The sequence below is a fragment of the Thiorhodospira sibirica ATCC 700588 genome, assembly GCF_000227725.2.
Taxonomy (GTDB): Bacteria; Pseudomonadota; Gammaproteobacteria; order Ectothiorhodospirales; family Ectothiorhodospiraceae; genus Thiorhodospira; species Thiorhodospira sibirica.
In genome coordinates this window covers 1,736,984-1,761,904 of record NZ_MU255056.1, presented here as the reverse complement: position 1 = coordinate 1,761,904, position 24,921 = coordinate 1,736,984, and the positions used below count along the sequence as shown (strand labels likewise).

General features: G+C 57.2%; 19 protein-coding genes. 7 read left to right on the top strand and 12 right to left on the bottom strand.

Annotated elements, in window-relative coordinates; all coding sequences use genetic code 11:
* Positions 1–215 precede the first annotated feature (215 nt).
* Both THISIDRAFT_RS15190 and THISIDRAFT_RS15185 read left to right on the top strand, forming a co-directional pair.
* Entirely contained in the window at positions 216–605 is a 390-nt protein-coding gene (locus THISIDRAFT_RS15190) for an RNA-guided endonuclease InsQ/TnpB family protein (protein ID WP_336245397.1), read from the top strand.
* A 31-nt stretch (positions 606–636) separates the two neighbouring features.
* The gene (locus tag THISIDRAFT_RS15185) at positions 637–1,011 is read left to right on the top strand and encodes an RNA-guided endonuclease InsQ/TnpB family protein (RefSeq protein ID WP_336245407.1); all 375 of its coding nucleotides are present in this window, start codon (positions 637–639) and stop codon (positions 1,009–1,011) included.
* A 47-nt stretch (positions 1,012–1,058) separates the two neighbouring features.
* Here the strand turns inward: THISIDRAFT_RS15185 and glgX are convergent, their stop codons facing one another.
* On the bottom strand, positions 1,059–3,314 hold the full coding sequence (gene glgX / locus THISIDRAFT_RS08315) for a glycogen debranching protein GlgX (protein WP_006788783.1): 2,256 nt from the start codon (positions 3,312–3,314) through the stop codon (positions 1,059–1,061).
* Between the two features lie 317 nt (positions 3,315–3,631).
* On the opposite strand from glgX, the gene THISIDRAFT_RS08310 reads away from it, so the two are divergent.
* Positions 3,632–4,888: a 6-phosphofructokinase gene (locus THISIDRAFT_RS08310; RefSeq protein ID WP_006788784.1), complete on the top strand. Its 1,257-nt coding sequence runs from the start codon at positions 3,632–3,634 to the stop codon at positions 4,886–4,888.
* Positions 4,889–4,911: 23 nt separating this feature from the next.
* On the opposite strand, the gene THISIDRAFT_RS08305 is transcribed toward THISIDRAFT_RS08310, so the two are convergent.
* The 10 genes from THISIDRAFT_RS08305 to carA all read right to left on the bottom strand — a co-directional run bounded on the left by THISIDRAFT_RS08305 (position 4,912) and on the right by carA (position 19,221).
* Positions 4,912–5,712, bottom strand: coding sequence for an IS5 family transposase (locus THISIDRAFT_RS08305; RefSeq protein ID WP_221913984.1), 801 nt, complete (start codon positions 5,710–5,712; stop codon positions 4,912–4,914).
* A 29-nt stretch (positions 5,713–5,741) separates the two neighbouring features.
* Positions 5,742–6,125, bottom strand: a complete 384-nt coding sequence (locus THISIDRAFT_RS08300) for a hypothetical protein (protein ID WP_006788020.1) — start codon at positions 6,123–6,125, stop codon at positions 5,742–5,744.
* A 296-nt stretch (positions 6,126–6,421) separates the two neighbouring features.
* On the bottom strand, positions 6,422–7,879 hold the full coding sequence (locus THISIDRAFT_RS08295) for a class I adenylate-forming enzyme family protein (RefSeq protein WP_006788019.1): 1,458 nt from the start codon (positions 7,877–7,879) through the stop codon (positions 6,422–6,424).
* Positions 7,876–10,476, bottom strand: coding sequence for a PhnD/SsuA/transferrin family substrate-binding protein (locus THISIDRAFT_RS08290; RefSeq protein ID WP_006788018.1), 2,601 nt, complete (start codon positions 10,474–10,476; stop codon positions 7,876–7,878). The genes THISIDRAFT_RS08295 and THISIDRAFT_RS08290 overlap by 4 nt, the downstream gene beginning before the upstream one ends.
* Before the next feature lie 65 nt (positions 10,477–10,541).
* Positions 10,542–11,408, bottom strand: coding sequence for a thioredoxin (gene trxA / locus THISIDRAFT_RS08285; protein ID WP_006788017.1), 867 nt, complete (start codon positions 11,406–11,408; stop codon positions 10,542–10,544).
* Positions 11,409–11,509: 101 nt separating this feature from the next.
* Entirely contained in the window at positions 11,510–13,423 is a 1,914-nt protein-coding gene (gene ftsH, locus THISIDRAFT_RS08280) for an ATP-dependent zinc metalloprotease FtsH (protein ID WP_006788016.1), read from the bottom strand.
* Positions 13,424–13,601: 178 nt separating this feature from the next.
* Positions 13,602–14,228 carry a 23S rRNA (uridine(2552)-2'-O)-methyltransferase RlmE gene (rlmE, locus tag THISIDRAFT_RS08275; RefSeq protein WP_006788015.1) on the bottom strand — a complete coding sequence of 209 codons (627 nt, stop codon included), beginning with the start codon at positions 14,226–14,228 and terminating at the stop codon, positions 13,602–13,604.
* A gap of 68 nt (positions 14,229–14,296) precedes the next feature.
* Positions 14,297–14,773: a transcription elongation factor GreA gene (gene greA / locus THISIDRAFT_RS08270; protein WP_006788014.1), complete on the bottom strand. Its 477-nt coding sequence runs from the start codon at positions 14,771–14,773 to the stop codon at positions 14,297–14,299.
* Positions 14,770–17,991, bottom strand: a complete 3,222-nt coding sequence (gene carB, locus THISIDRAFT_RS08265; protein WP_006788013.1) for a carbamoyl-phosphate synthase large subunit — start codon at positions 17,989–17,991, stop codon at positions 14,770–14,772. The genes greA and carB overlap by 4 nt, the downstream gene beginning before the upstream one ends.
* A gap of 105 nt (positions 17,992–18,096) precedes the next feature.
* Positions 18,097–19,221, bottom strand: a complete 1,125-nt coding sequence (gene carA / locus THISIDRAFT_RS08260; RefSeq protein ID WP_006788012.1) for a glutamine-hydrolyzing carbamoyl-phosphate synthase small subunit — start codon at positions 19,219–19,221, stop codon at positions 18,097–18,099.
* A gap of 294 nt (positions 19,222–19,515) precedes the next feature.
* Here carA and THISIDRAFT_RS08255 point away from each other — a divergent pair, with 294 nt between their 5' ends.
* The 4 genes from THISIDRAFT_RS08255 to spoT all read left to right on the top strand — a co-directional run bounded on the left by THISIDRAFT_RS08255 (position 19,516) and on the right by spoT (position 24,290).
* Entirely contained in the window at positions 19,516–20,616 is a 1,101-nt protein-coding gene (locus THISIDRAFT_RS08255; protein WP_006788011.1) for a peptidase C39 family protein, read from the top strand.
* Between the two features lie 313 nt (positions 20,617–20,929).
* Positions 20,930–21,643 carry a DnaA regulatory inactivator Hda gene (hda, locus tag THISIDRAFT_RS08250; protein WP_246585356.1) on the top strand — a complete coding sequence of 238 codons (714 nt, stop codon included), beginning with the start codon at positions 20,930–20,932 and terminating at the stop codon, positions 21,641–21,643.
* Between the two features lie 148 nt (positions 21,644–21,791).
* Positions 21,792–22,052: a DNA-directed RNA polymerase subunit omega gene (gene rpoZ / locus THISIDRAFT_RS08245; protein WP_006788009.1), complete on the top strand. Its 261-nt coding sequence runs from the start codon at positions 21,792–21,794 to the stop codon at positions 22,050–22,052.
* Positions 22,053–22,061: 9 nt separating this feature from the next.
* Complete coding sequence (gene spoT / locus THISIDRAFT_RS08240) at positions 22,062–24,290, top strand: bifunctional GTP diphosphokinase/guanosine-3',5'-bis pyrophosphate 3'-pyrophosphohydrolase (protein WP_006788008.1); 2,229 nt, start codon at positions 22,062–22,064, stop codon at positions 24,288–24,290.
* A 71-nt stretch (positions 24,291–24,361) separates the two neighbouring features.
* On the opposite strand, the gene THISIDRAFT_RS08235 is transcribed toward spoT, so the two are convergent.
* On the bottom strand, positions 24,362–24,921 hold a 560-nt coding region (locus THISIDRAFT_RS08235; protein WP_221913983.1), incomplete at its 5' end, for an IS5 family transposase.

Genomic DNA, 24,921 nt, shown 5'->3' with positions numbered 1-24,921 from the left:
CCTGCCGCAGATGCTTGTTCGCCACCGCCTGAATCATCTCTAGTCGGTCAATTTCTTTGTGACTCATCGTAATGTGCTCCTTCGTCATGCGTGCCCTCCCGCTTAAATATAAAGGGGACATTTTAGAATTGGACGAAGGGGACATTACTGCTTTGGGCTAACACCTTTCTATGTTGAGGTTTTACACAGTGCGCTATCGCGTGTAATGTATGGATATGGACATCAAACGCGCCTACCGCTTCCGGTTCTATCCAACGCCCGCGCAGGAACAAACCCTTGCCCGGACGTTCGGTTGTGTGCGTTTTGCTTACAACCACATGCTGCGGCTGCGTACGGATGCGTGGTTCAAGGACCAAAAGCGCGTCGGCTATCACGAGACCTCCGCACGACTGACCGAGTTGAAGAAGACGCCAGAACATGCATGGCTCAACGAAGTCAGCAGCGTCCCGGTACAGCAGGCGTTACGCCATTTGCAAACGGCGTTCGCCAACTTTTTTGCCAAGCGTGCCGGGTATCCCGCGTTCAAGCGCAAGGACGGCTTGCAGTCAGCGGAATACACGACGAGCGCCTTCAAAGACGTGGCGGCACCTTCCAGGTGCCGCTGAAAACCAAGCGAACGCAAGATGCGTCCGCCACGTGCGCTCAACCCGGTTGATCAACGAAAAGCAAGTGATCGCCGTCGAGACGCTGGCCGTGAGCCACCTGCAGAAGAACCGCTGTCTGGCGAAGTCCATCAGTGATGCAGGCTGGTCGGAGTTTGTCCGGCAGTTAACGTACAAGGCGCAATGGTGTGGGCGAATGCTGGTGGGTATCGACCGCTGGTATCCGTCGAGCAAACGCTGTTCTGAGTGTGGACACACCGTAGCGAAAATGCCGCTGTCTGTCCGAGCGCGGGTCTGCCCGGAATGCGGCAGTCTCCACGACCGCGATGTGAATGCAGCGCGCAATGTGTTAACCGCCGGGCTGGCGGGGTTAGTCTGTGGAGAGAACGTAAGTCCCGTGTTGCTGTAAAGCGGCATCGGCTGGTCTCGTTGAAACAGAAAGTCCTGATCGTGAGGTTAGGAATCCCCGTCCTTTAGGGCGGGGTGGATGTCAAGCGGATAACCGTTATCGCCATAACCGGCATGATAGCCATGCCCATTGTCATGCGGATAGCCATGCCCGTTGTTATCCCGGCGGGCCAGTTGGCTGGCGTTCATCAGCAACACCAGTGAGCGCCCCTTGAGCGGATAGGGCTCAAAGCTGTGAAAATTGCGCCGGTCGGTGCGCATCCCCTGCTTGAAGGCGGTATCAATCATCACATTCCAGCGGGTACGCGCCGGGACTGCCGGCAGGCGAAAATCCACCGTGCCGTGATGCGCATTGAGCAATAAAATCATGTCCACGTCACGCACCTGCTGGCCGCGTTCGTCGTACTCTTCAAAGGCCCCGCCGGCGATAAACATGCCTAAGGTGCGGGCATAGCCCTGATGCCAGTCTTGTTCGTTCATTTCCTCGCCGCTGGGTTTGATCCAGCTCAGATCCTTGACGGTGGCACCCATGATGGGCCGTCCCTGAAAAAAATGTCGACGGCGCAGGGCCGGATGGCGGTGACGCAGGCGGATTAACTGACGGGTAAAGGGCAATAATTCCCGCCCGTATTCGTTGAGTTCCCAGTCCAGCCAGGACAATTCATTGTCATGGCAATAGGCGTTGTTATTGCCATCCTGGGTACGCCCGCGCTCATCCCCGGCGGTAATCATCGGGATGCCCTGAGACAAAAACAGGGTGGCCAGAAAATTACGCTGCTGGCGCAAGCGCAGCTCGGTGATGTGCTGGCTTTTGGTGGGGCCTTCTTCGCCACAGTTCCAGGACAGATTATGATTTTCGCCGTCGCGGTTGTCCTCACCATTGGTCTGATTATGCTTTTCGTTATAGCTGACCAGATCCAGCAGGCTGAAACCATCATGACAGGTGACAAAATTGATGCTGGCATAGGGCCGCCGTCCGCTGGATTCATACAAATCCGACGAGCCGGTCAGGCGATAGGCCATCTCCCCCAGCAAGCCACCATCGCCCTTCCAGTAGGCGCGCACCGTATCGCGATACAAGCCATTCCATTCGGTCCAGCCCACCGGGAAATTACCGACCTGATAGCCTCCCTCGCCCAGATCCCAGGGTTCGGCAATCAGCTTGACCTGTGACAGCACCGGATCCTGGTGAATAATATCGAAAAAGGCCCCGAGCCGATCCACCTCATGTAGCTCACGCGCCAAGGCCGAGGCCAGATCAAAGCGAAAGCCATCCACATGCATCTCCTGCACCCAATAGCGCAAAGAATCCATGATCAGCTGCAACACTCTAGGATGGCGCATGTTCAAGGTATTGCCACAACCGGTATAGTCCATATAAAAGCGTGGCTGATCGTGCACCAGGCGATAATAGGCGGCATTATCAATCCCGCGAAACGATAGCGTCGGCCCCAGATGGCTGCCCTCGGCGGTGTGGTTATAAACCACGTCCAAAATCACCTCAATGCCCGCAGAATGCAGGGTTTTGACCATGGTCTTGAACTCATTGACATGACCGCTGGCGCTGTAGCGCATATCCGGGGCAAAAAAACCCAGCGAGTTATACCCCCAGTAATTGCGCAGCCCTTTCTCCACTAAATGGCGATCATCAATGAAAGTATGCACCGGCATCAGCTCCACCGCCGTGATGCCCAGCTTTTTGAGATACGACACCACCGGGGCGGTAGCCAGCGCCGCATAGGTACCGCGCAAGGCGGGATGCACCTTGGGATTGAGCGCGGTAAAGCCCTTGACGTGCAGCTCATAAATCACCGTATCATGCCAAGGCACCTGCGGCGGACAATCATCCCCCCAGGTAAAAGAAGTATCAATCACCTGACACTTGGGGATGCCCGCGGCCGAATCGCGCTTATCCATGCTCAGATCCTGCTCGGCACTGCCGATACGATAACCAAACAAGGCATCGGCCCACTTGATCCGCCCATGAAAAGACTTGGCATAAGGATCCACCAGCAATTTGTGCGGATTAAAGCGGTGACCATTGGCAGGATCATAAGGGCCATACACCCGATAGGCATACAAAAGCCCCGGTCGCGCCTCGGGCAGATAACAATGAAAGACCTGATCAGTCTGCCAGCGCATCCCAATGCGGGTGAGCTCACGCTTGCCCAGGGGATCAAACAGACACAACTCCACCCGCTCGGCATGTTCGGAAAACAACGCAAAATTAACGCCTTCGCCATCCCAACTCGCACCAAGCGGATACGGAGACCCTGGCCACACGGCCCACTGTGTTTTTCTCATTGGCATCATCACTAAAATCAAAGGCCGGAACAGAGACCGGCTTAAAAACAGGCATGCCCATTATTGGACTATTGCAGATTAGTGTAGCAAGGATTGAGCGGAAAGACTTGGATGTCAGACTGTGAAGCATGACACGTTGTGCATTCATAAATAATGCCCCGTTGCCGCAAGGCAGGGCGGTCTATGCCGTACTTATACGCAAGGCTTCATGCAAGACGTTGCTGACCCGCTTGCCATGCACCGCCTCTTTCACGCACACTGTTTGCAGCTAGATCTAGCAGGCGTTTTATTTTAAATTCATAAGGAAACAATGCTTTATGCGTAAAAATGTATTATATGCCCAATCCGGTGGGGTAACGGCGGTGATCAATGCCAGTGCCTACGGGGTGATTGAAACCGTGCGTACGCATCCCGAACAGTTCGGCAAGCTGTACGCCGCGCGTGACGGTATCCTTGGCGTGTTGAATGAGGAAATCTTTGATCTGGCAGAGGAATCTGAGGCTACGCTCAAGGCGCTGCGGCATACCCCCGGCGGAGCTTTTGGCTCCTGTCGCTTTGATCTGGGAGACCCAGACACTCATCAGCGCCAGTATGAACGTCTGGTGGAGGTATTTCAGGCGCATGATATTGGCTATTTTTTCTATAACGGCGGCGGCGGCTCCATGGATACGGCCCTGAAAGTCGCATTATTGTCTGAAAACATGGGCTATCCCATTGTCAGCGTCGGCGTACCCAAGACCATCGATAATGATCTTGCCGGGACCGACACCAGCCCTGGTTTTGGCTCAGCGGCCAAATTCATCGCCACGGTGGTGCGCGAGGCCAGTATGGACGTGGAGTCCATGGCCAGCTCCAGCACCAAGGTGTTTATCATGGAGGTAATGGGACGCCATGCCGGTTGGCTGGCCGCAGCGGCAGCGCTGGCGCAGGAAGACAGCGGCCACCCTCCGATGCTGATTCTGTTTGCCGAGATTCCCTTTAATCCGCAGCGCTTCCTTGACCGCCTGCAAGAAATTGTCAATGAGCATGGCTATTGCGTGGTAGTGGCCTCTGAAGGGCTTAAGGACGAAACCGGCAAACTGGTCTCGGTGGCCCAGGCCAATAGCGTGTACGCCTACACACAATTGGGCGGTGTCGCGCCTACCCTAAACACCCTCATCAAGCAGGCCACTGGTTACAAAGTGCATTGGGCCGTGGCTGATTATATCCAACGCGCCGCCCGGCACATTGCCTCGCGCACCGATGTTGAACAGGCGTATGCCTTGGGACGGGCAGCGGTGGAGTTTGTGCTGCAAGGGCATCATTCCTTCATGCCGGTGATCCATCGAGTCAGCGACGAGCCGTACACCTGGGAGGTTCACCGCGTTTCTTTAGGTGAGGTCGCCAACATCGAACGCGGCCTGCCACGTCAATACATCACCGATGATGGCTATGGCATCACCGACACCTGCCGCCGTTATCTCAAGCCGCTGATTGCTGGTGAAGATTACCCGCCCTTTGTGGATGGTCTGCCCAATTATGTGCGCATCAAGGGGGTGTTGCTGGAAAAACGTCTGCCACCCTTTATTCCTTAAGAAGCTGTTTGGAAACTACCGCCTCAAACCAAGCGGTTAGCCATCAGTCGACTCATTGCGAGATAAATCCAGGCTTCGCTGCTCGACATCAAGCGCTCGTAGTCCTTGCTCAGACGGCGTGAGTGGTTCAGCCAGCCAAAGGTCCGCTCAACAACCCAGCGTCGCGGCAACAAAACAAACCCTCGGCGCTCCTTGGGACGCAAGACCACCGTCAAGACGAAACGAAAGCGCTGGGCAACCCAGTCAACCAGGCGTCCACTGTAGCCGCCGTCAACCCAGATCGTGCGCAGCTTTTTGCAATGACCGGGGAGATGGCGCAGGAGTTGGCGCGCCCCATCACGGTCTTGCACGCTGGCGGCGGTGACAACGACGGCCAGCACCAGCCCCAGGGTATCGACCAGAAGATGGCGTTTGCGGCCCTTGATCTTCTTGCCGGCGTCATAGCCGCGCTCACCAGGGATCGCCGTGGGCTTGACGCTTTGGCTGTCCAGACACCCGGCGCTTGGATGCTTGTGACGCCCGTGGCGTTGCCGTAGCCGAGCGCGTAGCCTGTCATAAAGACGCTGCCAGGTTCCATCGCGCCGCCAGCGATTGAAGTCATAGTACACTGCCGACCAGGCAGGAAAGTCGCGCGGCAGCTGACGCCACTGGCAGCCCGTCTGCAGGACATAGAAGATCGCATTGATGACTTGGCGCATGCTGAGCTTACGAGGGCGCCCGACCGGGGCGCTCGGCAACAGCGGCTTGATCGCCTTCCAGGCGCCGTCGCTGAGGTGACTCGGGTAGCGTTTTTTGCGAATCTTCTTGCTGCATTTCTGGGGCATGTGGGCCACTTCCTAGAAAAAATCGTAGGTTAAGCCATTACGCGATTAATTTCCAAACAGCCTCTGAGTTGATAATAGGCCTGCATGGATGGCAGAACCAACGGCTCTTTTGGCACGGTACGCATATTTGCGAGCCATAGTGATGCGACATGCTGGTCGCTGTGCACCACATAGACATCACAGGACTGCTCTGTTTGGATATACAAGCGGATCCGATCATCAGCGCGCAGCATCTCCCGTGGCCTGGCATGAAATACGCGCTCAGCAGAAACGACCTGCACCCCCACTTTGGCATGGAGAATCTGCGCCTCTGGCGTCTCGGACGCCCCCGCCGAGGCATTCAACAACAACGCCAGCAACACCACACACACACGCATGTGGCACAAACGGATCATGGATTGAATGGATAACATAAAGCCTCCTGTGTATTCTGTCGCCAGATTATAACGGATGGCCCTGCTTTGCCATCATCCTTGTCCTGAGAGCGAAACGTGGCGGCATTTTCCCGATGCCACTGCAAAAAAGCGACGGCCAGAAGCCGTCCCACTTTGTAAGAATGCTGCTGGGCTGCGAGGGTTAGCCATCTCCTAATCCCTCGTGGGGTGACGTAACCCTTTAATTTTTCAGTGTTGTGTACTTCTTTCTTTGTTTCATGTGTAGGAGTTATGCAGTTGAACAAAATAACGTTAAAAGAAAGAAGTAGAAAATATCAAACCGTTTCTGGGCTGGGGTATTGGGCCAGCAGCTGGGGGAGTTCGCTGCGTTGTAGTTTGCCGGTGTGGGTTCTGGGGAGGCGGTCGATTTGATGCCATTCGCGGGGGCGCAGGTGGCTGGGGAGCTGTGTTTTACACCATTGCATAAAGGCGTCGGAGTTGAAGTCTGCACCGGTGACGATGAAGGCGACGACGCGCTGCCCCCACACGGGATCGGGGCGACCGCAGACGGCGGCATCATGTATGGCCGGATAATCGCGCAGCAGGGCTTCCAGTTGTTCGGGATGGATGTTTTCTCCGCCGCTGATCAGGACATCATCGGCGCGTCCCAGCACCCATAAGCGTCCTTGTGCATCCATAAAGCCCAGATCACTGCTGGGCCAGAAGCCATCAGCGGTCTGCCGCGCCGGATGGCCGCGATAGCCGGGGGTGACGGCGGCGCCCCGGATTTCTATGCGGGCGGGTTGCTGAGGCTGTCCGGCACGAATCTCGATGCCGGGCAGCGGATGGCCGACACAGCCGGCCTGGAGTCCGGCGTCAGGGCTGCAGTCGGTGGCGCATTGGGCGCTGGTTTCGGTCATGCCATAGCTGACGCAGAGCGGCCAGCGTTGAGCGTGGGCACGGCGGGCCAATGCCGGGGTAAGCGGGCCACCGCCGATCAAGGCCACGCGCAGGCTGGGCGGTGCCGGGCTGTTGCCGTAAGCCTCCAGCAGGCGAGCAAGCAAGGCAGGAACCAGTGAGATATGGGTGATGCCCTGGGTATTGAGCGCAGTGACGATGGCATCCGTATTAAAGCGGGGATGCAGATGAACACAACTGCCCGCAAACAGGCTGCGCACGCCGATCATTACCCCGCCGATATGAAACAGTGGCAGGCAGGAAAGCCAGCGGTCATTGATCTGTAGCGGCATGATCTGTTGCGAACCCTGCGCGGCTGCGCAGAGGTTATCGCCATGCAGGGCGACAGCCTTGGGGGAGCCAGAGGTACCGGAGGTGGCGATCAGCAGATGCAGCGCGCTGGCAGGCAGTGCTTGTTGCGGATTAAACGGGAGGGGATCGGGCCATGCGTGAGGCCAGGGGTATCTCTGCAGGTGTGCAGGGAGGTTTTCTGGCAGCGCGCTGCCGGTGATGGCATGGAGGTGTGCGGCCTGCAGCAACGGCTGTAGTTGTGCGGTGGGCAGTGCGGGGTTGTAGGGAAACACGGCGATGCCAAGCTGCCAGGCGGCATATAGCAGACACAGGGTATTCAGCGGCTCATGGCAGGCATAGCCCAGTACGCTACCGGGGGGAATCCCTTGCGCCGTCAGCCAGGCAGCAATCTGCCCGACACGCTGGGCCAGGTGTGCAAAGGTCCAGAGCGTCGGGCGCTCGGCCTGGTATATGGCGCAGTCATCCGGCCGGGTTTGCGCCTGCAGCGTGAGCCAGTGGCTGGGCGGGTGATGAGCGATATTCATAGCGGTTCTGCAATCGGTGCCTGGGTATTGAGCAGGGCATCGACGGTGGCGAGAAATTTGATAATATCCAGTGGTTTATGCAATTGCACCAAGGTGTCTGGGTGCTGTACTGCCGTTGCGCCAGCTTCGACAAAGCTGGCTGCGTCTGCCTCAAGCAGGGTGATGATCGGCAGCCGGGGATTTTGCGCAAGGTGACGGATTAAGGTCAGCAGCGCCTGGGGATGGGGCATACTGCGATTGAGATTTAACAGTACCAGCGTCGGGCGGTAGGCGCTGATCCAGTCCAGACCGAGCTGGATGCTGGAGGCGCTGAGCAGATGCAGTTGAGGGCGCTGGCTGAGAATGCCTTCAATGAGCTTGACCTCTTCGGGATGGTCATTGATCTGCAGGACGATATGGCCTGTGCCAATGGCCGGTCTCAAGGGCGCAGACGGGGCATCGTTGAGGGTGGGCGAGGGCAGTTCCAGCCAGAAACAGGCCCCGCCCTGTACCTGATTCTGCGCGCCGATGCGTCCATCCATGGCCAGCACCAGACGTTTAGCCAAGGCCAGCCCGATGCCCACACCAACGCTACGTACATGCTCGGTATTGAGGTGATTGAAGGCGCCAAACAGTTCCGCAATCTGTGCCTCGGGAATCCCCGGCCCGGTGTCGCAGACTTCCAGGTAAATGTGTTCGCTGCTTTGGTTTGAACTGCGAACGCGAAGCCAGACGTGCCCGCCGTCGTGGTTGTATTTCACCGCGTTGGATAACAGGTTGATCAGCACCTGCTTGAGCCGGGTGTAGTCGGCACGCACGGCGATATGCTCGGCGCACTCAAGGCTAATCTCAATGTTGCGCGGTTGTGTCAGCGGGTGCATCAAAAGGCAGCATTCTTTACAAAGCGGGTAGAGCGCTACGGTGGTGGGATTGATCTTGATCTGGCCGATTTCTACCTTGGCCAGATCAAGCACCTCGTTGATCAGGGCGAGCAGATGTTGCCCGGCACTGAGAATTTCCTGCAGATATTCCTGCTGCTCGGCGTTTAGCTGATTATCCAGTTGCAACAGTTGGGCAAAACCCAAAATGGCATTCATCGGGGTGCGCAGCTCATGGCTCATCCGCGATAAAAACTCCGATTTGGCCTCATTGGCGCGTTCGGCGGCTTCTTTTGCCTGACGTAATTCGCCCTCACTTTGCTTGCTGGCGGTGATGTCTACATAGCAGATCACCGCGCCAAAACGGGGATCGGCAATCGGCAGCGTGCTAACGGATAACCAGCGGATGCCGTCGGGCCAGACAATGCCGGTGGTGACGCCCATCAGCGGACGACATTCACGCAAGGCGCGGATGCAGGTGTATTCCTCGGGCGGTAAGGGGCTGCCATCTTCCCGAATGACACAGGCCGCGCTGTCTTTGGGGGTGTGCAGGGGCTCTAAAATGTCATCAGCGGCCTGGTTTTTGGCAATGATCTGGCCGTCGGGATCGGTGACCTTGATGCCCACCGGGAGAATATCAAACACTGTGCGCAGCATCACCTGCGTGGCGTTGAGTTCGCGGCGGGATTCGCGCAGCGCCTTGGCGCGTTCCAAGGCCTGCACTCTAAAGGCCCAGGCGCGGTTGGTGACCAACAGCGTGAGCAAGACAAAAATCAGCAGCAGGGTGGCCAGAATGACCAGCTGATAGTTTCGCCAGACATCATACAGCGTGATCTCGGGGGCCTGATCAAAGGGTGGCAAGCGAAAGGTCTGCAAGACCTCACGGACGTCTTCGTAGCTGTCGGCGATGGTGAATCCGGCAATGCCGAGCTGTTCGCACACGCTTGGATATTGGTGCAAGGCAAACAGCGCCAGGCTGACCTTGCGTGCCAGCTGCGGCGAGGTGTGGGCAGTTCGCGCCACCGGCCAGTCGGGATAAAGTCGGGTGGAAATGGCATAGGGAAAATCGGGGTAGCTGCGCGGCGCGATCACGCGCAATTGTGCCAATTGCAGTACGCCCTTGGCGGCCATCGCCTCGATAATGCCGGTACGCACAAAGGCGACCTCGGCCTCACCGTTGAGCAGGGCGTGGATGGCCTTGTCTTGTGGCAGGCCCGTCGCCAACACCTGCGCGGCATCAGGGACTGTCAGCCCGGCCTGCTGCAGTTCATAGCTTTGCATGAGAAAGCTGCCGAAGGCATACAGCCCAACGCCGGCAATGCGCCTGCCCGGAATATCCTGCAGGGTGAAAATCTCGGGATGATCCGCACGGGTGACAATGACCCCGCCAAACTGGCTAAAGCCTTGCTCAATCAGGGTTGCTAAGGGGGGTGGCAAGCCTTGGGTATGTGCCAGATGGATGTAATGCGCCGGATTGGTGAGGACAAAATCCACCTCGCCCTGGGCAATCGCCTGGGCCAGATCCTCATGATGCAAGGCGTTGATGCGAAAAGGCTGGCCGCTGTGCTGTGTCAGATATTCGGCCAACGGCTGCCAGCGCGCCAGCACCGTTTCTGTATCACGAATCGCGAGAATGCCCAAGGTGCTGTGCGTGTGTGCCAGGCCAGCAAAAGGCCACAGCAGGCCCGGCAACAGAACGCCAAACAGCCACAGACGATACCAAGAGGAGGGCGAGGGCATTGATCAGAATTTCAGCGGGTTATCGGGTGATCATGTGGCGCAATAGCGGCGAAGCGATGAGGCATTTAATACAACAGACTGACCATCTTGCGCCGGTATTCATTGACCAGGGGATGGCGGGCACCGAGAATCTCAAAGATCGCCAGCAGACCTTTGTGACCGGCATCGTCAGCGTAGCGGCGATGACTGCGCATCAGCTGTAAAAACAAGGCCAATGCCTGGGCATAGTCCTCGTGCAGGGTGTAATACGCTCCCAATTGTTGCAGCACCTGCGGGTCATTGGGCTCGCTCTGCAGACGTTGTTGCAGGGCTTGCGCCTGTGCGGCATCCGCCGGAGCAACCCGCGCCAGACGCAAATGCGCTTGCAGGCGTTTCACGGGTTCTTGCTGATGCAGGTCCATCGGCAAGGTATTGAGCGCATGCTCGGCCTCATCGAAATGACGCAAGGCCAGCAGCGCCTGTGCCAGATCAATCTTGAGGGTCTGGTTATCCGGGTCAGCTTCCAGGGCTTGCTGCAAAAGCAGCACGGCGGCATCCGCATTGCCCTGTTGCAGGGCCTGTTGTGCCTGTTGGCGGGCAGCATCGGAAGGACGAGGAAGGTGTTTATCCAATAAGGCGCGGATGCTGGATTCAGGCTGTACGCCCATGAATTGATCGACGGGCTTGCCGTTTTTGAACAAGACCACAGTGGGCAGGCTGCGAATGCCGTACTGGGCAGCAAGGTGCTGCTCCTGATCCGTATTGACCTTGGCCAGCAGGAATTTCCCGGCATAGGCCTGCGCCAGCTTTGCCAGAATCGGCATGAGCATCTGGCAGGGCTGACACCAACTGGCCCAAAAATCGACCAGTACCGGACGCTCGCCGGAACCGTCGATGACGATGCGCTGAAAGTTTTGCTGAGTTACATCAATACTGTGTGCAGATTCCGTCATGCAGGCTCTCTCATGGGTGTGCTTAAACGTGAAGCGAGGTAGGGTAGACTGGCCTAAACACAGCGACCGCCAAAGGCGGTCGCGTTTTAAGGAGGAGGCGCTTAATGTTCCGCCGCCGGACCACCGATGGGTTTACCGGCAGTTTCATCATCTTCGCTGGAGTGACCGCTGCCCGAGGCGGGTTCGTCGTCATTCCAGTCAGCAGGGGGACGCGGTGTGCGACCTTCCATAATGTCGTCAATCTGATCGGTATCAATGGTTTCATACTTGATCAGGGCATCGGCCATGCCGTGCAGTTTCTCCATATTCTGCTCCAGAATCTGCTTGGCTTTCTGATAGTTTGAATCAATGATCCGGCGGATTTCCTCATCGATGGCATGGGCAGTTTCATCCGACATCATCTTGTGCTGAGTCACTTGGCGCCCCAGGAACACCTCGCCTTCATCCTCGCCATAGGCCAGCGGGCCGAGACGATCCGAGAGGCCCCACTTGGTGACCATGCTGCGCGCAATGGAGGTGGCCCGCTCGATGTCATTGGAGGCCCCGGTGGTGACTTTATCGGCGCCAAAGATGATCTCCTCGGCAATCCGGCCCCCAAACAGCGAACAGATCTGGCTTTCCAGCCGTGTCTTGCTGTGACTGTAGCGGTCTTCCTCGGGCAGGAACATGGTTACGCCCAAGGCGCGGCCACGCGGGATGATACTGACCTTATACACCGGGTCATGTTCGGGGACATTGCGCCCGACAATGGCATGACCGGCCTCGTGGTAAGCCGTGAGCTTTTTCTCTTTTTCGCTCATGACCATCGACTTGCGCTCGGCGCCCATCATGATCTTGTCCTTGGCGCGCTCGAAGTCTTTCATCTCGACCAGGCGCTTGTTGCTACGGGCGGCAAACAAGGCCGCCTCGTTGACCAGATTGGCCAGATCGGCGCCGGAAAAACCGGGAGTGCCACGGGCAATCAGCTCAGGACGCACATCTTCATGGATCGGCACCTTGCGCATGTGAACCTTGAGAATCTGCTCACGACCACGCACATCCGGCAAGGGCACCACGACCTGACGGTCAAAGCGACCGGGCCGCAACAGCGCAGGATCAAGCACATCCGGGCGGTTGGTGGCGGCAATCACGATGATGCCTTCACTGCCTTCAAAGCCGTCCATTTCCACCAGCAACTGGTTCAGGGTCTGCTCGCGTTCATCATGCCCGCCGCCCAGACCTGCACCACGGTGGCGCCCAACGGCGTCGATTTCGTCGATGAAGATGATGCAGGGGGCGTGTTTTTTCGCCTGCTCGAACATATCGCGCACCCGCGAGGCACCCACCCCGACAAACATCTCCACAAAATCTGAACCGGAGATGCTGAAAAAGGGCACCCGTGCCTCACCAGCAATCGCTTTGGCCAGCAGGGTTTTACCGGTACCGGGCGAGCCGACCATCAACACCCCGCGGGGTATTTTGCCGCCCAGTTTCTGGAATTTCGACGGATCACGCAAAAATTCCACCAGCTCGGAGACTTCTTCTTTGGCCTCGTCACAGCCGGCCACATCGGAGAAGGTGAGTTTGATCTGATCCTCACTCATCATGCGGGCGCGGCTTTTGCCAAAGGACATCGCGCCCCGGCCATTGCCACCGCCTTGCATCTGGCGCATGAAGTAGATCCACACCCCTATCAGCAACAGGAAGGGGAACCAGCTGATCATGATCTCCATCAGCAGAGAACGCTCTGCCGGGGGTTGGGCACGGATTTCTACCCCGTTGGCCAGCAGATCGCCAATCAGGCCGGGATCATTGGGGCTATAGGTGGTAAAGCGCTCACCGTTTAAGGTCACACCCTGAATGGTGTTTTCCTCGACATAGACGCTCTTGATACGACCGCCTTTCACCTCGGAGATGAATTGCGAGTAAGAAAGCGGGGCAGGCTGGGTGGTCTGTGGGCTGAAGTTATTAAACACAGACATCAGCACAATCGCAATGACCGCCCAGATAATCAGGTTTTTGACCAGTTCGTTCAAGGGTCTACCTCATCAGTTTGGCTGTATAGGGTGTGTCTGCGCACAAAGCGCGTGGGCGTGCCTTGTGGCATGCAGCAAACTTCATCGTTCGCTGCGCTAAAAAGCTAGGGTGTCACTCAGGGTTCACATTACACCATTTAGGCGCTGTTGTGCCACTTGATCAGGGCGGCGGCGGTGGCTATGTACGGCGTACAAGACCGCGTGCCAAGGCATACACCTCACGCGAACGGGCGCGGGAGGCTTGAGGTTTTCTGATCTTGACCGCCGTGAAATGACTTCTCAGGGTACGCACATAGGCATCAAAGCCCTCGCCCTGGAACAGTTTGACTAAAAAATCGCCATCAGGTTTCAGGACATGCAAGGCCGTGTCCAGCGCCAACTCGGCCAGATACATGGCACGCGGCTGATCCACCGCATCCACCCCGGATATATTGGGGGCCATATCGGAAAGTACAAGGTCAGCCGCCGCCTCACCCATGGCCGCTTGAATGGCCTGTAGCACCGCATCTTCGAGAAAATCACCCTGAATGAAAATCACCCCGTCCAGGGGTTCCATCGTCAGAATATCGGTGGCTACCACCCGCCCTTGCGTCCCCACCTTGGTCGCGGCGTACTGACTGAAGCCACCGGGTGCCGCGCCCAGATCCAACACCGTGGCACCAGGGCGCAGCAGGCGGTCACGCTCGTCGATCTCAATGAGCTTGAACACCGCCCGCGAGCGATAGCCTTCCTTCTGCGCACGCTTGACATGGACATCGTTAAAATGTTCGCGTAACCAGCGTTTGCTGCTTTTGCTGCGCGCCATCTCAGCGGGCTTTGCTGTGCATGTGCCAGCGCAGGGTCAAGGCGACACCTGGACAGTGCCGCCACATTCTAGACATAGCGAACCTGAAGGATTTCATAGACCTTCTCCCCGCCGGGCGCTTTCACCACCACCTCCTCACCTTCTTCCTTGCCCACCAAGGCGCGGGCAATCGGTGAATTGATGGAGATCATCCCGGCTTTGATGTCGGCCTCATCATCGCCCACCAGTTGATAGGTGACCTCGTTGTCATTATCGACATCCACCAAATCCACAGTGGCCCCAAAGACCACCTTGCCATTGGGATTGAGCGTAGTGACATCAATGATCTGCGCATTGGCGAGTTTGGACTCAATTTCCTGAATCCGCCCTTCGATAAAGCCTTGCTGCTCACGCGCGGCGTGATATTCGGCATTTTCTTTGAGATCACCGTGGGAACGCGCCTCGGCAATCGCCGCGATAATGCGCGGGCGATCCTCCGATTTCAGTCGCAGCAATTCGGCTTTGAGCTTTTCGGCGCCGCGCACGGTTAAAGGGGTTTTGCTCATGCGTTAATTTCCTCGTGTAGCGCTTGCAGGCGATAGACCTCGCCATGTTCCAGATACGCCAATGCTTTGGCCGTCGCGCTGGCACCCGCCAGCGTCGTGGTATAACTGACCTTGCGTTGCAGGGCTTCGCGGCGAATGGTGAACGAGTCCGCGATGGCCTGGCGTCCTTCGGTTGTATTGATAATCAGACTGATCTCGTCATTTTTGATCATATCCACAATATGCGGCCGACCTTCCAGCACCTTATTTACCGGGGTGCAGGCAATCCCGGCCTGGCTTAATACCACCGCCGTCCCGCGTGTGGCCAGCAGCTCAAAACCGTGGGCGCGAAGCTGCTGGGCCACCTCAATGATGCCCGCCTTGTCGGCATCGCGCACACTGATAAAGGCCTTGCCCTGGGTGGGCAGATGCATCCCCGCGCCGAGCTGGCTTTTAGCAAAGGCCTCGGCAAAGCTGCGACCCACGCCCATCACCTCGCCGGTGGATTTCATCTCCGGCCCGAGAATGGGATCAACGCCAGGGAATTTGATAAAGGGAAACACCGCCTCCTTGACCGCATAATAGGGCGGGACCACCTCACGGGTCACACCTTGCGCGCTCAGGCTGTTACCCACCATACAGCGGGCGGCGATTTTGGCCAATGGCAAACCGATGGCCTTGGAGACAAAGGGCACGGTGCGCGAGGCGCGTGGATTGACTTCCAGCACAAAGATTTGTTCGCCCTGAATCGCAAACTGGGTATTCATCAGGCCCACAACCTTAAGCCCCAGCGCCATTTGACGCACCTGGGCGCGCAGCTGCTCCAGCAGCGGCTCGGCAATGGAATACGGCGGCAGGGAACAGGCGGAATCTCCCGAATGCACCCCGGCCTGTTCGATATGCTGCATGATGCCACCGATCAGCACCTGCTCACCGTCGCAAATCGCATCCACATCCACTTCCACCGCATCATCCAAAAAGCGATCCAGCAACACCGGCGCATCGTTGGAGACTTTCACGGCGTGGAGCATATAGCGGCGCAAATCCTCCTCGTTATACACAATCTCCATCGCCCGTCCACCGAGCACATAGGAGGGACGCACCACCACTGGATAGCCGATCTGCGCCGCTTTGCTCACTGCATCATCCACGCTGCGGGCGGTGCGGTTGGGTGGCTGTACCAGGCCGAGACGCTCAATCAATTGCTGGAAACGCTCACGATCCTCGGCCAGATCAATGGAATCCGGCGAGGTCCCGATAATCGGCACGCCGTTAGCTTCCAGATCGCGTGCCAGTTTGAGCGGCGTCTGCCCGCCATACTGCACAATCACCCCCTTGGGGCTTTCCAGGGCGACGATCTCCAGCACATCTTCCAGCGTCAACGGCTCAAAATACAGACGATCCGAGGTGTCATAATCGGTGGACACGGTTTCAGGATTGCAGTTGACCATAATGGTCTCAAAGCCATCCTCACGCATTGCAAACGCCGCATGAACGCAGCAATAATCAAACTCAATGCCCTGACCGATGCGATTAGGGCCACCCCCCAGCACCATGATCTTGTCACGGCCAGAAGGTGTCGCCTCGCATTCCTCATCATAGGTCGAATACAAATATGCCGTGGTTGAGGCAAATTCCGCAGCACAGGTATCCACCCGCTTATACACGGGCCGAATGCCGAGCTGGTGGCGCCGGGTGCGGACCTGCGTTTCGCTGGTGCCGAGCAGACGCGCCAGGCGCTTATCGGAAAAGCCGCGCTGCTTGAGGGTATAGAAGCTGCCCTGATCCAGCTCCGCGAGCTGCTTGCGGGCCAAACCGTTTTCCAGCACTACCAGCTCATGCAACTGCGCCAGAAACCAGCGATCAATCGCGGTCAACTCGTAAATCTGTTCGATGCTATAGCCCAGACGCAAGGCATCCGCCACATAGAAAATGCGGTTGGGGCCGGTATTGGCCAGCTCCAAGCGCACCATGTTCTCTGCTTCAGGATCACTGAAATCCACCTGCTCATCCAGACCATCCACCCCGATTTCCAGACCGCGCAGCGCTTTTTGGAAGGACTCCTGAAAACAGCGCCCAATCGCCATCACTTCGCCCACAGATTTCATCTGCGTGGTGAGTACCGGCTGTGCCTGCGGGAATTTTTCAAAGGTAAAACGCGGGATCTTGGTAACCACATAATCAATCGACGGCTCAAAGGAGGCCGGGGTGATGCCACCGGTGATCTCATTGCGCAGTTCATCCAGGGTATAGCCCACCGCCAGCTTGGCCGCCACCTTGGCAATCGGAAAGCCGGTAGCCTTTGAGGCCAGCGCCGAGGAGCGCGACACCCGAGGGTTCATCTCAATGATCACCAGGCGGCCATCCTGCGGATTAACCGCAAACTGCACATTCGAGCCGCCGGTATCCACACCGATCTTGCGCAACACCGCCAGCGAGGCATTGCGCATGATCTGATATTCCTTATCCGTCAGCGTCTGCGCCGGGGCCACCGTGATGGAATCACCGGTGTGAATGCCCATGGGGTCGAGATTTTCAATCGAGCACACGATAATGCAGTTGTCCGCCTTATCGCGCACCACCTCCATTTCAAACTCTTTCCAACCCAGCACGGACTCCTCAATCTGCACCTCGTTGGTCGGTGACAAATCCAGTCCGCGCTTGACGATTTCCTCAAATTCTTCACGATTGTAGGCAATCCCGCCGCCACTGCCGCCCATGGTAAAAGACGGGCGAATGATCACCGGAAAACCGATTTCCGGTTGTACCGCCTGCGCCTCCTCCCAGGTATTGGCCATGAAGGCACGGGGCGATTCCAGACCGATCTCGGTCATGGCCTGGCGAAAGCGCTCGCGATCCTCCGCCATATCAATGGCATCCTCCGTCGCCCCGATCAGCTCCACCTGATAGGCATCCAGCACCCCGTGGCGGGCCAAATCCAGCGCACAATTGAGCGCCACCTGACCGCCCATGGTCGGCAATACGGCATCTGGCCTTTCTTTTTCGATAATGCGCGCCACCGTGCGCCATTCCACCGGCTCGATATAAATCGAATCGGCCATTTCCGGGTCGGTCATAATGGTGGCCGGATTGGAATTGACCAAGATGACCCGATAGCCTTCCTCGCGCAGCGCCTTGCAGGCCTGCGCGCCGGAATAGTCAAATTCACAGGCCTGACCAATCACAATGGGACCGGCCCCGATGATCAGGATGCTTTGTATATCACGACGTTTTGGCATAATTGCGATGATCCGGACGCAGCCCGCTGGGAGCACAGAGCTTAGGCTCCGCATTTTAAATACACTGCGCAGCGGGTGCTGCGCGCTCCCAGTGGGCCAGAGGGTTTAACGGTGCTTGATCAATTCAATGAAGCGGTCAAAAAGCGGGGCAACATCATGCGGTCCTGGGCTGGCCTCGGGATGTCCCTGAAAACTGAACGCCGGACGGTCGGTGCGGGCAATCCCCTGCAGCGAACCATCAAACAGCGAGCGGTGGGTTGCCTGTACATGCGCAGGCAGACTGTGCTCATCCAGGGCAAAACCGTGGTTCTGGCTGGAAATCATCACCCGCTGCGTGCCCAGATCCTGCACCGGATGATTCGCCCCGTGATGCCCGAATTTCATCTTGATCGAACGCGCCCCGCTGGCCAGACCCAGCAGCTGATGCCCCAGACAAATGCCATAAGTCGGCACTCCCGCCTCGACAATCTCGGCAATCGCCTTAATGGCATAAGTACACGGCTGCGGATCGCCCGGTCCATTGGATAAAAACACCCCATCCGGGCGCATCGCCAACACCTCAGCCGCCGGCGTTTGCGCAGGCACCACCGTCACCCGACAGCCGCGCTCCGCCAGCATCCGCAGGATATTACGCTTGATGCCGTAATCATAGGCGACCACCTGATAACGCGGCTCGCTTTGGCGCTGATGTCCCAGACCCAACTGCCATACCCCCTCATCCCAGACATAGGGGCTAATGGTGCTGACCTCTTTGGCCAGATCCATCCCCTGCAAGCCGGGAAAGGCGCGAGCCTGCGCCAGCGCATCCGCCTCATCCAGGCCCTCACCCGCCATGATGCAGCCGTTTTGCGCGCCTTTTTCGCGCAGAATACGGGTTAGCCGACGGGTATCAATGCCGGCAATCGCAACCACCCCGTGGCGCATCAGATAATCACCCAAAGACTCGCGGCTGCGCCAATTACTCAGAAGCGCCGGCACATCCCGCACCACCAGACCCGTGGCATGAATCCCGGCAGATTCCTCATCTTCCGGATTGATGCCCGTATTGCCGATATGTGGATACGTCAGCGTGACAATCTGACGGGCATAGGACGGATCAGTCAAAATCTCCTGATACCCAGTCATAGACGTATTAAAAACAACCTCGCCAACAGACTGGCCAGGCGCGCCAATGGCCACGCCACGAAACACACTGCCGTCTTCAAGGACCAATAAAGCGGGTGAAGTCAAGACAATCTCCAGCGCACAACAAGCGACGGGAGAGACATAGCCTCACCCCGTCGCATAGTTGATCATTCAAGGAAGGTTTAGGGATTGAGTTTATGTTACCTGAACGCCGGAATACTGTCCAATCACCCCCCTATCCAGCCTAGCGTCAGCGCGTATAAAGGTTTGCAAATTGATGTAGATGCGGCGCAATCTATACGGCAAGCTGGGGCGATAAGTACCGCGCAAATGTCCTCGTCGGCTGAGTAATGTATACGCGCTTGCCCTACTTTTAAACTTAAAGAACGCTATAAAACGATGATACGTCCTGCGCAAACCTCAGATATCCCCGCCCTGGTCAAACTGGAGCGGGAAAGCTTTCAGACTGATCGCCTCTCACTGCGTCAGTTTCGCTACATGCTCACCAAGGCCCATGCCCAGACCTTGGTCTTTGAGCAGGAGGGGCAGATCAGCGGCTATGTGTTGTTGCTGTTCAGTCGAGGCACCTCAATGGCGCGTCTGTATTCCATTGCCGTGCAGGCGCAGGCCCGCGCCCAGGGCATTGCGCAGGCACTGATTTGCGAGGCGCAACACTACGCCCGCGAGCGTGACTGTGCCTATCTGCGTTTAGAAATTCGCAAGGACAACGCAGCCTCAATCCAGTTATTTGAAAAACTCGGCTTTCGTCGCTTCGGGGAATACGACGACTATTACGAAGATCACATGGACGCCTGGCGCTATGAAAAATCCCTGGCCGCCGATCTGCGCCCGGAGATGGTCAAAGTCCCCTACTACGAACAGACCCTCGATTTTACCTGCGGCCCCTCGGCGGTGATGATGGCGATGAAGGCGCTGGATCAAGGCATGGTTATGGATCGCAAGCTGGAACTGCGCATCTGGCGCGAGGCCACCACCATTTTCATGACCTCCGGCCATGGCGGTTGTGGGCCGTATGGCCTGGCGCTGGCAGTGGCGCATCGCGGCTTTGCCGTAGAACTCACCCTCAATGATGAACGCATGCCGCTGCTGGACTCCGTGCGTAGCGAGGAAAAAAAGGAGGTCATGCGGCTGGTGCAAGAAGATATGCTCGAAGAGATTCAGCAGCTGTGCATCCCGCTGCACTACGGCACTCTCACGGCGACCGATTTGCGGGCGCGCTTTGATGCGGGCGGCATCCCGGTGGTCTTGATCAGCTCCTATCAGATCTATGCAGAAAAATTCCCCCACTGGGTGGTGGTCACCGGCTTTGATGAGCATTTTATCTATGTCCATGACCCGTTTGTGGACTACGACAACGGCGAAACCCACGTCGATTCCATCAATATGCCTATCCTGCAACGCGATTTTGAACGCATGGCGCGCTATGGCAAAGCCGGCCTGAAAGCCGTTTTGATCATCTATCCCAAACACGCACAGTAAATATCACGGCAAATCCACGCCGTGCCGGGATGCTAAATTTCGGTATTCGCTGTAAATTTATGTAGACTACGGCGTATTATAAGACTGGTATTAAAGACGCAAGATATATATTATTCATAAAGATATTAAGCGTTTTATACGGCAGGTGAAAAGCCTGCGTATGTTCAGCCATCAACCGAAACGGAGGGCGCGAGGCGGACGGCCCAACCCGTGCGCTGTCCCTCCCCGTCCTTGCTGGACGGGGTTTTCGCGCAAACTGATGAAAAACGTAGCGCATTCTCCATTGCCGCACCCAAAAACACCGCAGCTCCCGTTGGATGTAGGATTGCGGGATGGTTTCAGCTTTGCCTCCTTTGTGCCCGGTGCCAATCAGGTATTGCTGGATGGCCTGCTGACCCAGGCACGCGGGCAAGGTGAGCTACAGATGTATTTATATGGCGAAGCGGCTAGCGGGAAAACGCATCTGGCACAGGCCATGTGTCATCAAGCCGGGCTTTTTGGCGCGGTGGCAGCCTGTCTGGATGCAGAATTACTGCTTACGGTCGGCACGGAGGCGCTGGACGGTCTGGATACCCTGGATGTGGTGTGTGTGGATGATCTGCATCAGCTGTGCGGCGAACACCGTTGGGAAGTTGCTTTATACAATCTGATCAATGCCACCCGTGCGAGCGGGACGCGCTTAGTCATGACTGGGCGTCATGGCCCCCATGATCTGCGCTGCCTGCTGGCGGATTTGCGCTCGCGGATACTATGGGGCCCGGTCTTCCAACTGCATGAACTGAGCGAGCAGGAGAAACGCGGCCTCTTGATGGAACGCGCCAACCGTCGGGGTCTGCACCTGGCGGAGGATGCCTGTGATTATCTGCTGCGCCACTGTCAACGCGATCTGGCTTCCTTGATTGAGTTGCTAAATCAACTGGATCATGCTTCTCTGGCGGCCAAACGCCGCCTGACGGTACCTTTTATCCGTGAGGTACTCGCGACATCTTCGTTGGTGTTGGCGGATACGGCAAAAACCGCCAAATAATCACGACCCGTCGGCAAACGATACTTTAATTTATGGCTTTGCGGCCTGGCGTGCGCGGCGATCTGTCTGCAACACCGCACGCACATTGCCGCGAAGTTTTGCTCAACATCATCACTTTAACCCTGATTTTTCTGGAGAAAAAACCGCGATGGCGCGTGTTACTGTAGAAGACTGTCTTGATAATATGGAAAACCGGTTCCAACTGGTGCTGGTCGCGGCCAAACGGGCGCGTCAGATTTCCATGGGCGCACACCCTCACGTCGATTGGGAAAATGACAAGGCCACCGTAGTCGCATTGCGCGAGATCAGTCTGGGACTGGTTGGCCCGGAGGTTCTTGATGAGGTGGATGCTCGCGTACATGTGAGCAAACCCACCATTACCGAGGAAGAGGCCCGCACGGAGATTTAGCTCAAGCCGATGTACCGTGTGCGCGAATTATTTATGGTCGAAGGTGCGACATTCTCTGAAGAGATTCCGGCGGCGCTGAACCAGCCAATCCTGCCAGAACATTCCAACGATACGGCGAAGTTTCTCGCCAGTGATCTGTGTGCCTACCTGGAAACCTATCTGGACCCCGAACAGGTCAACGAGGTCTATAAGGCCTATTTGTTCGGTGCCAAGGCGCATCAGGGCCAGACACGCCTATCCGGTGAGCCGTATATCTCGCATCCCCTGGCCGTGGCGAAAACCATGGCCGAGATGCGCATGGATCACAAAAGCATCATCGCCGCCATTTTGCATGATGTGATGGAAGATACACCGATCAGCAAGGAGCGCATCATCGCCGAATTTGGCAGTGATGTGGCCGAGCTGGTCGATGGCGTCAGCAAGCTCACCCATCTGCAATTTCGTTCCAAAGCCGAGGCCCAGGCGGAAAATTTCCGCAAGATGATGCTGGCCCTGGCGCGTGATTTGCGCGTAATCATGATCAAGCTGGCCGATCGTTTGCACAATATGCGCACACTGGGCGTCATGCGCCCGGAAAAACGCCGCCGCATCGCCCGCGAAACCCTGGAAATCTATGCCCCCATTGCCCAGCGCCTGGGCATGAACGCCATCCGCCGGGAGCTGGAATCGCTGGGTTTTGCCGCCCAATACCCCTATCGCCACAAAATCATCCAGCAGGCCTTGAGCAAGGCGCGTGGCAATCGCAAAGAATTGATGCAGAAGGTGGAAACCGCCATCTGTGCGCGCATGGAAGACGCCGGGATTGAGGCGCGCATCATCGGGCGGGAAAAAAATCCCTACAGCGTCTATAAAAAGATGCGCCACAAGCGGCTGTCCTTTTCAGAAGTCTTTGATGTCTTTGCCATTCGCGTCATTATCAAAGATGTCGATACCTGCTACCGCGCCCTGGGCGTGGTGCACAATCTCTACAAACCCGTGCCGGGCCGCTTTAAAGACTACATTGCCATCCCCAAGGCCAACGGCTACCAATCCCTGCATACCATCCTCTTTGGCCCCCACGGCATCCGCATCGAAGTACAGATCCGTACCGAGGAAATGGACCGTGTTGCGGAAAGCGGCATCGCCGCCCATTGGCTCTATAAAACCGGCGATCACTCCGCCGCCACCGCCCAGGCGCGCGCCCGCGAATGGCTCAAAAGCGTGCTGGAAATCCAGCAGGCAGCGGGCAACTCCATGGAATTTCTTGAAAATGTCAAAATCGACCTGTTTCCGGAAGAGGTTTATCTCTTCACCCCCAAAGGCGACATCATGGAATTGCCGCGTGGCTCCACCGGGGTGGATTTTGCCTATGCCGTGCATTCTGTCGTCGGTAATACCTGCGTCGCGGTAAAAATCAACCGCCGCCTGTCGCCCTTATCCACCCCGCTGGAAAATGGCCAGACCGTTGAAGTCATCACCGCCCCCGGCGCCCGCCCCAATCCCGCCTGGATGAACTTCGTCGTCACCGGCAAAGCGCGCGCCAGCATCCGCCACTACCTGAAAAATCTCCAGGATGACGAGGCACTGGCCTTGGGACGCCGCCTGCTGGATCAGGCCCTTTCCGGCTATGGGCTTGCGCTGGATAACATTTCTGCCACCACCCAGGAAAAGCTCGCCACAGAGCTGCAATTTGCCCAGTTCAACGACTTACTGGTGGACATTGGCCTGGGGAACCGCATGGCTGCGCTGGTAGCCCGTCGCTTGAGCATCGCCGATGAAGAAAGTGGCAATCCGGCAGAATGGCAGGGGAAAACCGGGCCTTTAGCGATCAAAGGCACCGAAGGCATGGTCTTGTCATTTGCCAAATGCTGCTACCCCATCCCCGGCGACCCGGTGGTCGGCGTGACCAGCGCCGGACGCGGCTTTGTGGTGCATCGTGAAGCCTGCCGCAATATTTCCGGCTATCGGGACAAGCCCGATAAATGGATCCCGCTGGAATGGAGCGACGAACACACCAGCGATTATCCCACCGCCATTCGCGTACAAACCGATAACAAGCCCGGCGTACTGGCCAATCTTGCGGCAGTGATTGCCGACATGGGCTCCAATATTGAAAACGTCTCCTTTGATGAACGTGACGGCAACACCACGACCATCACCTTCACCCTCAGCACCCTAGGGCGCAAACACCTCGCCGCCATGATCCGCCATTTGCGCCTGATACCCCAAGTGATCAAAATCCACCGCGCACGGGGTTAACTGATTAAACCCATCTACAAAAACCTGTAGAAAGCTAACGCGCACTGAGAAGCTGTTTGGAAACTACCGCCTCAAACCAAGCGGTTAGCCATCAGTCGAATCATTGCGAGATAAATCCAGGCTTCGCTGCTCGACATCAAGCGCTCGTAGTCCTTGCTCAGACGGCGTGAGTGGTTCAGCCAGCCAAAGGTCTGCTCAACAACCCAGCGTCGCGGCAACAAAACAAACCCTCGGCGCTCCTTGGGACGCAAGACCACCGTCAAGACGAAACGAAAGCGCTGGGCAACCCAGTCAACCAGGCGTCCACTGTAGCCGCCGTCAACCCAGATCGTGCGCAGCTTTTTGCAATGACCGGGGAGATGGCGCAGGAGTTGGCGCGCCCCATCACGGTCTTGCACGCTGGCGGCGGTGACAACGACTGCCAGCACCAGCCCCAGGGTATCGACCAGAAGATGGCGTTTGCGGCCCTTGATCTTCTTGCAAGCGTCATAGCCGCGCTCGCCAGGGATCGCCGTGATCTTGACGCTTTGGCTGTCCAGACACCCGGCGCTTGGATGCTTGTGACGCCCGTGGCGTTGCCGTAGCCTGTCATGAAGACGCTGCCAGGTTCCATCGCGCCGCCAGCGATTGA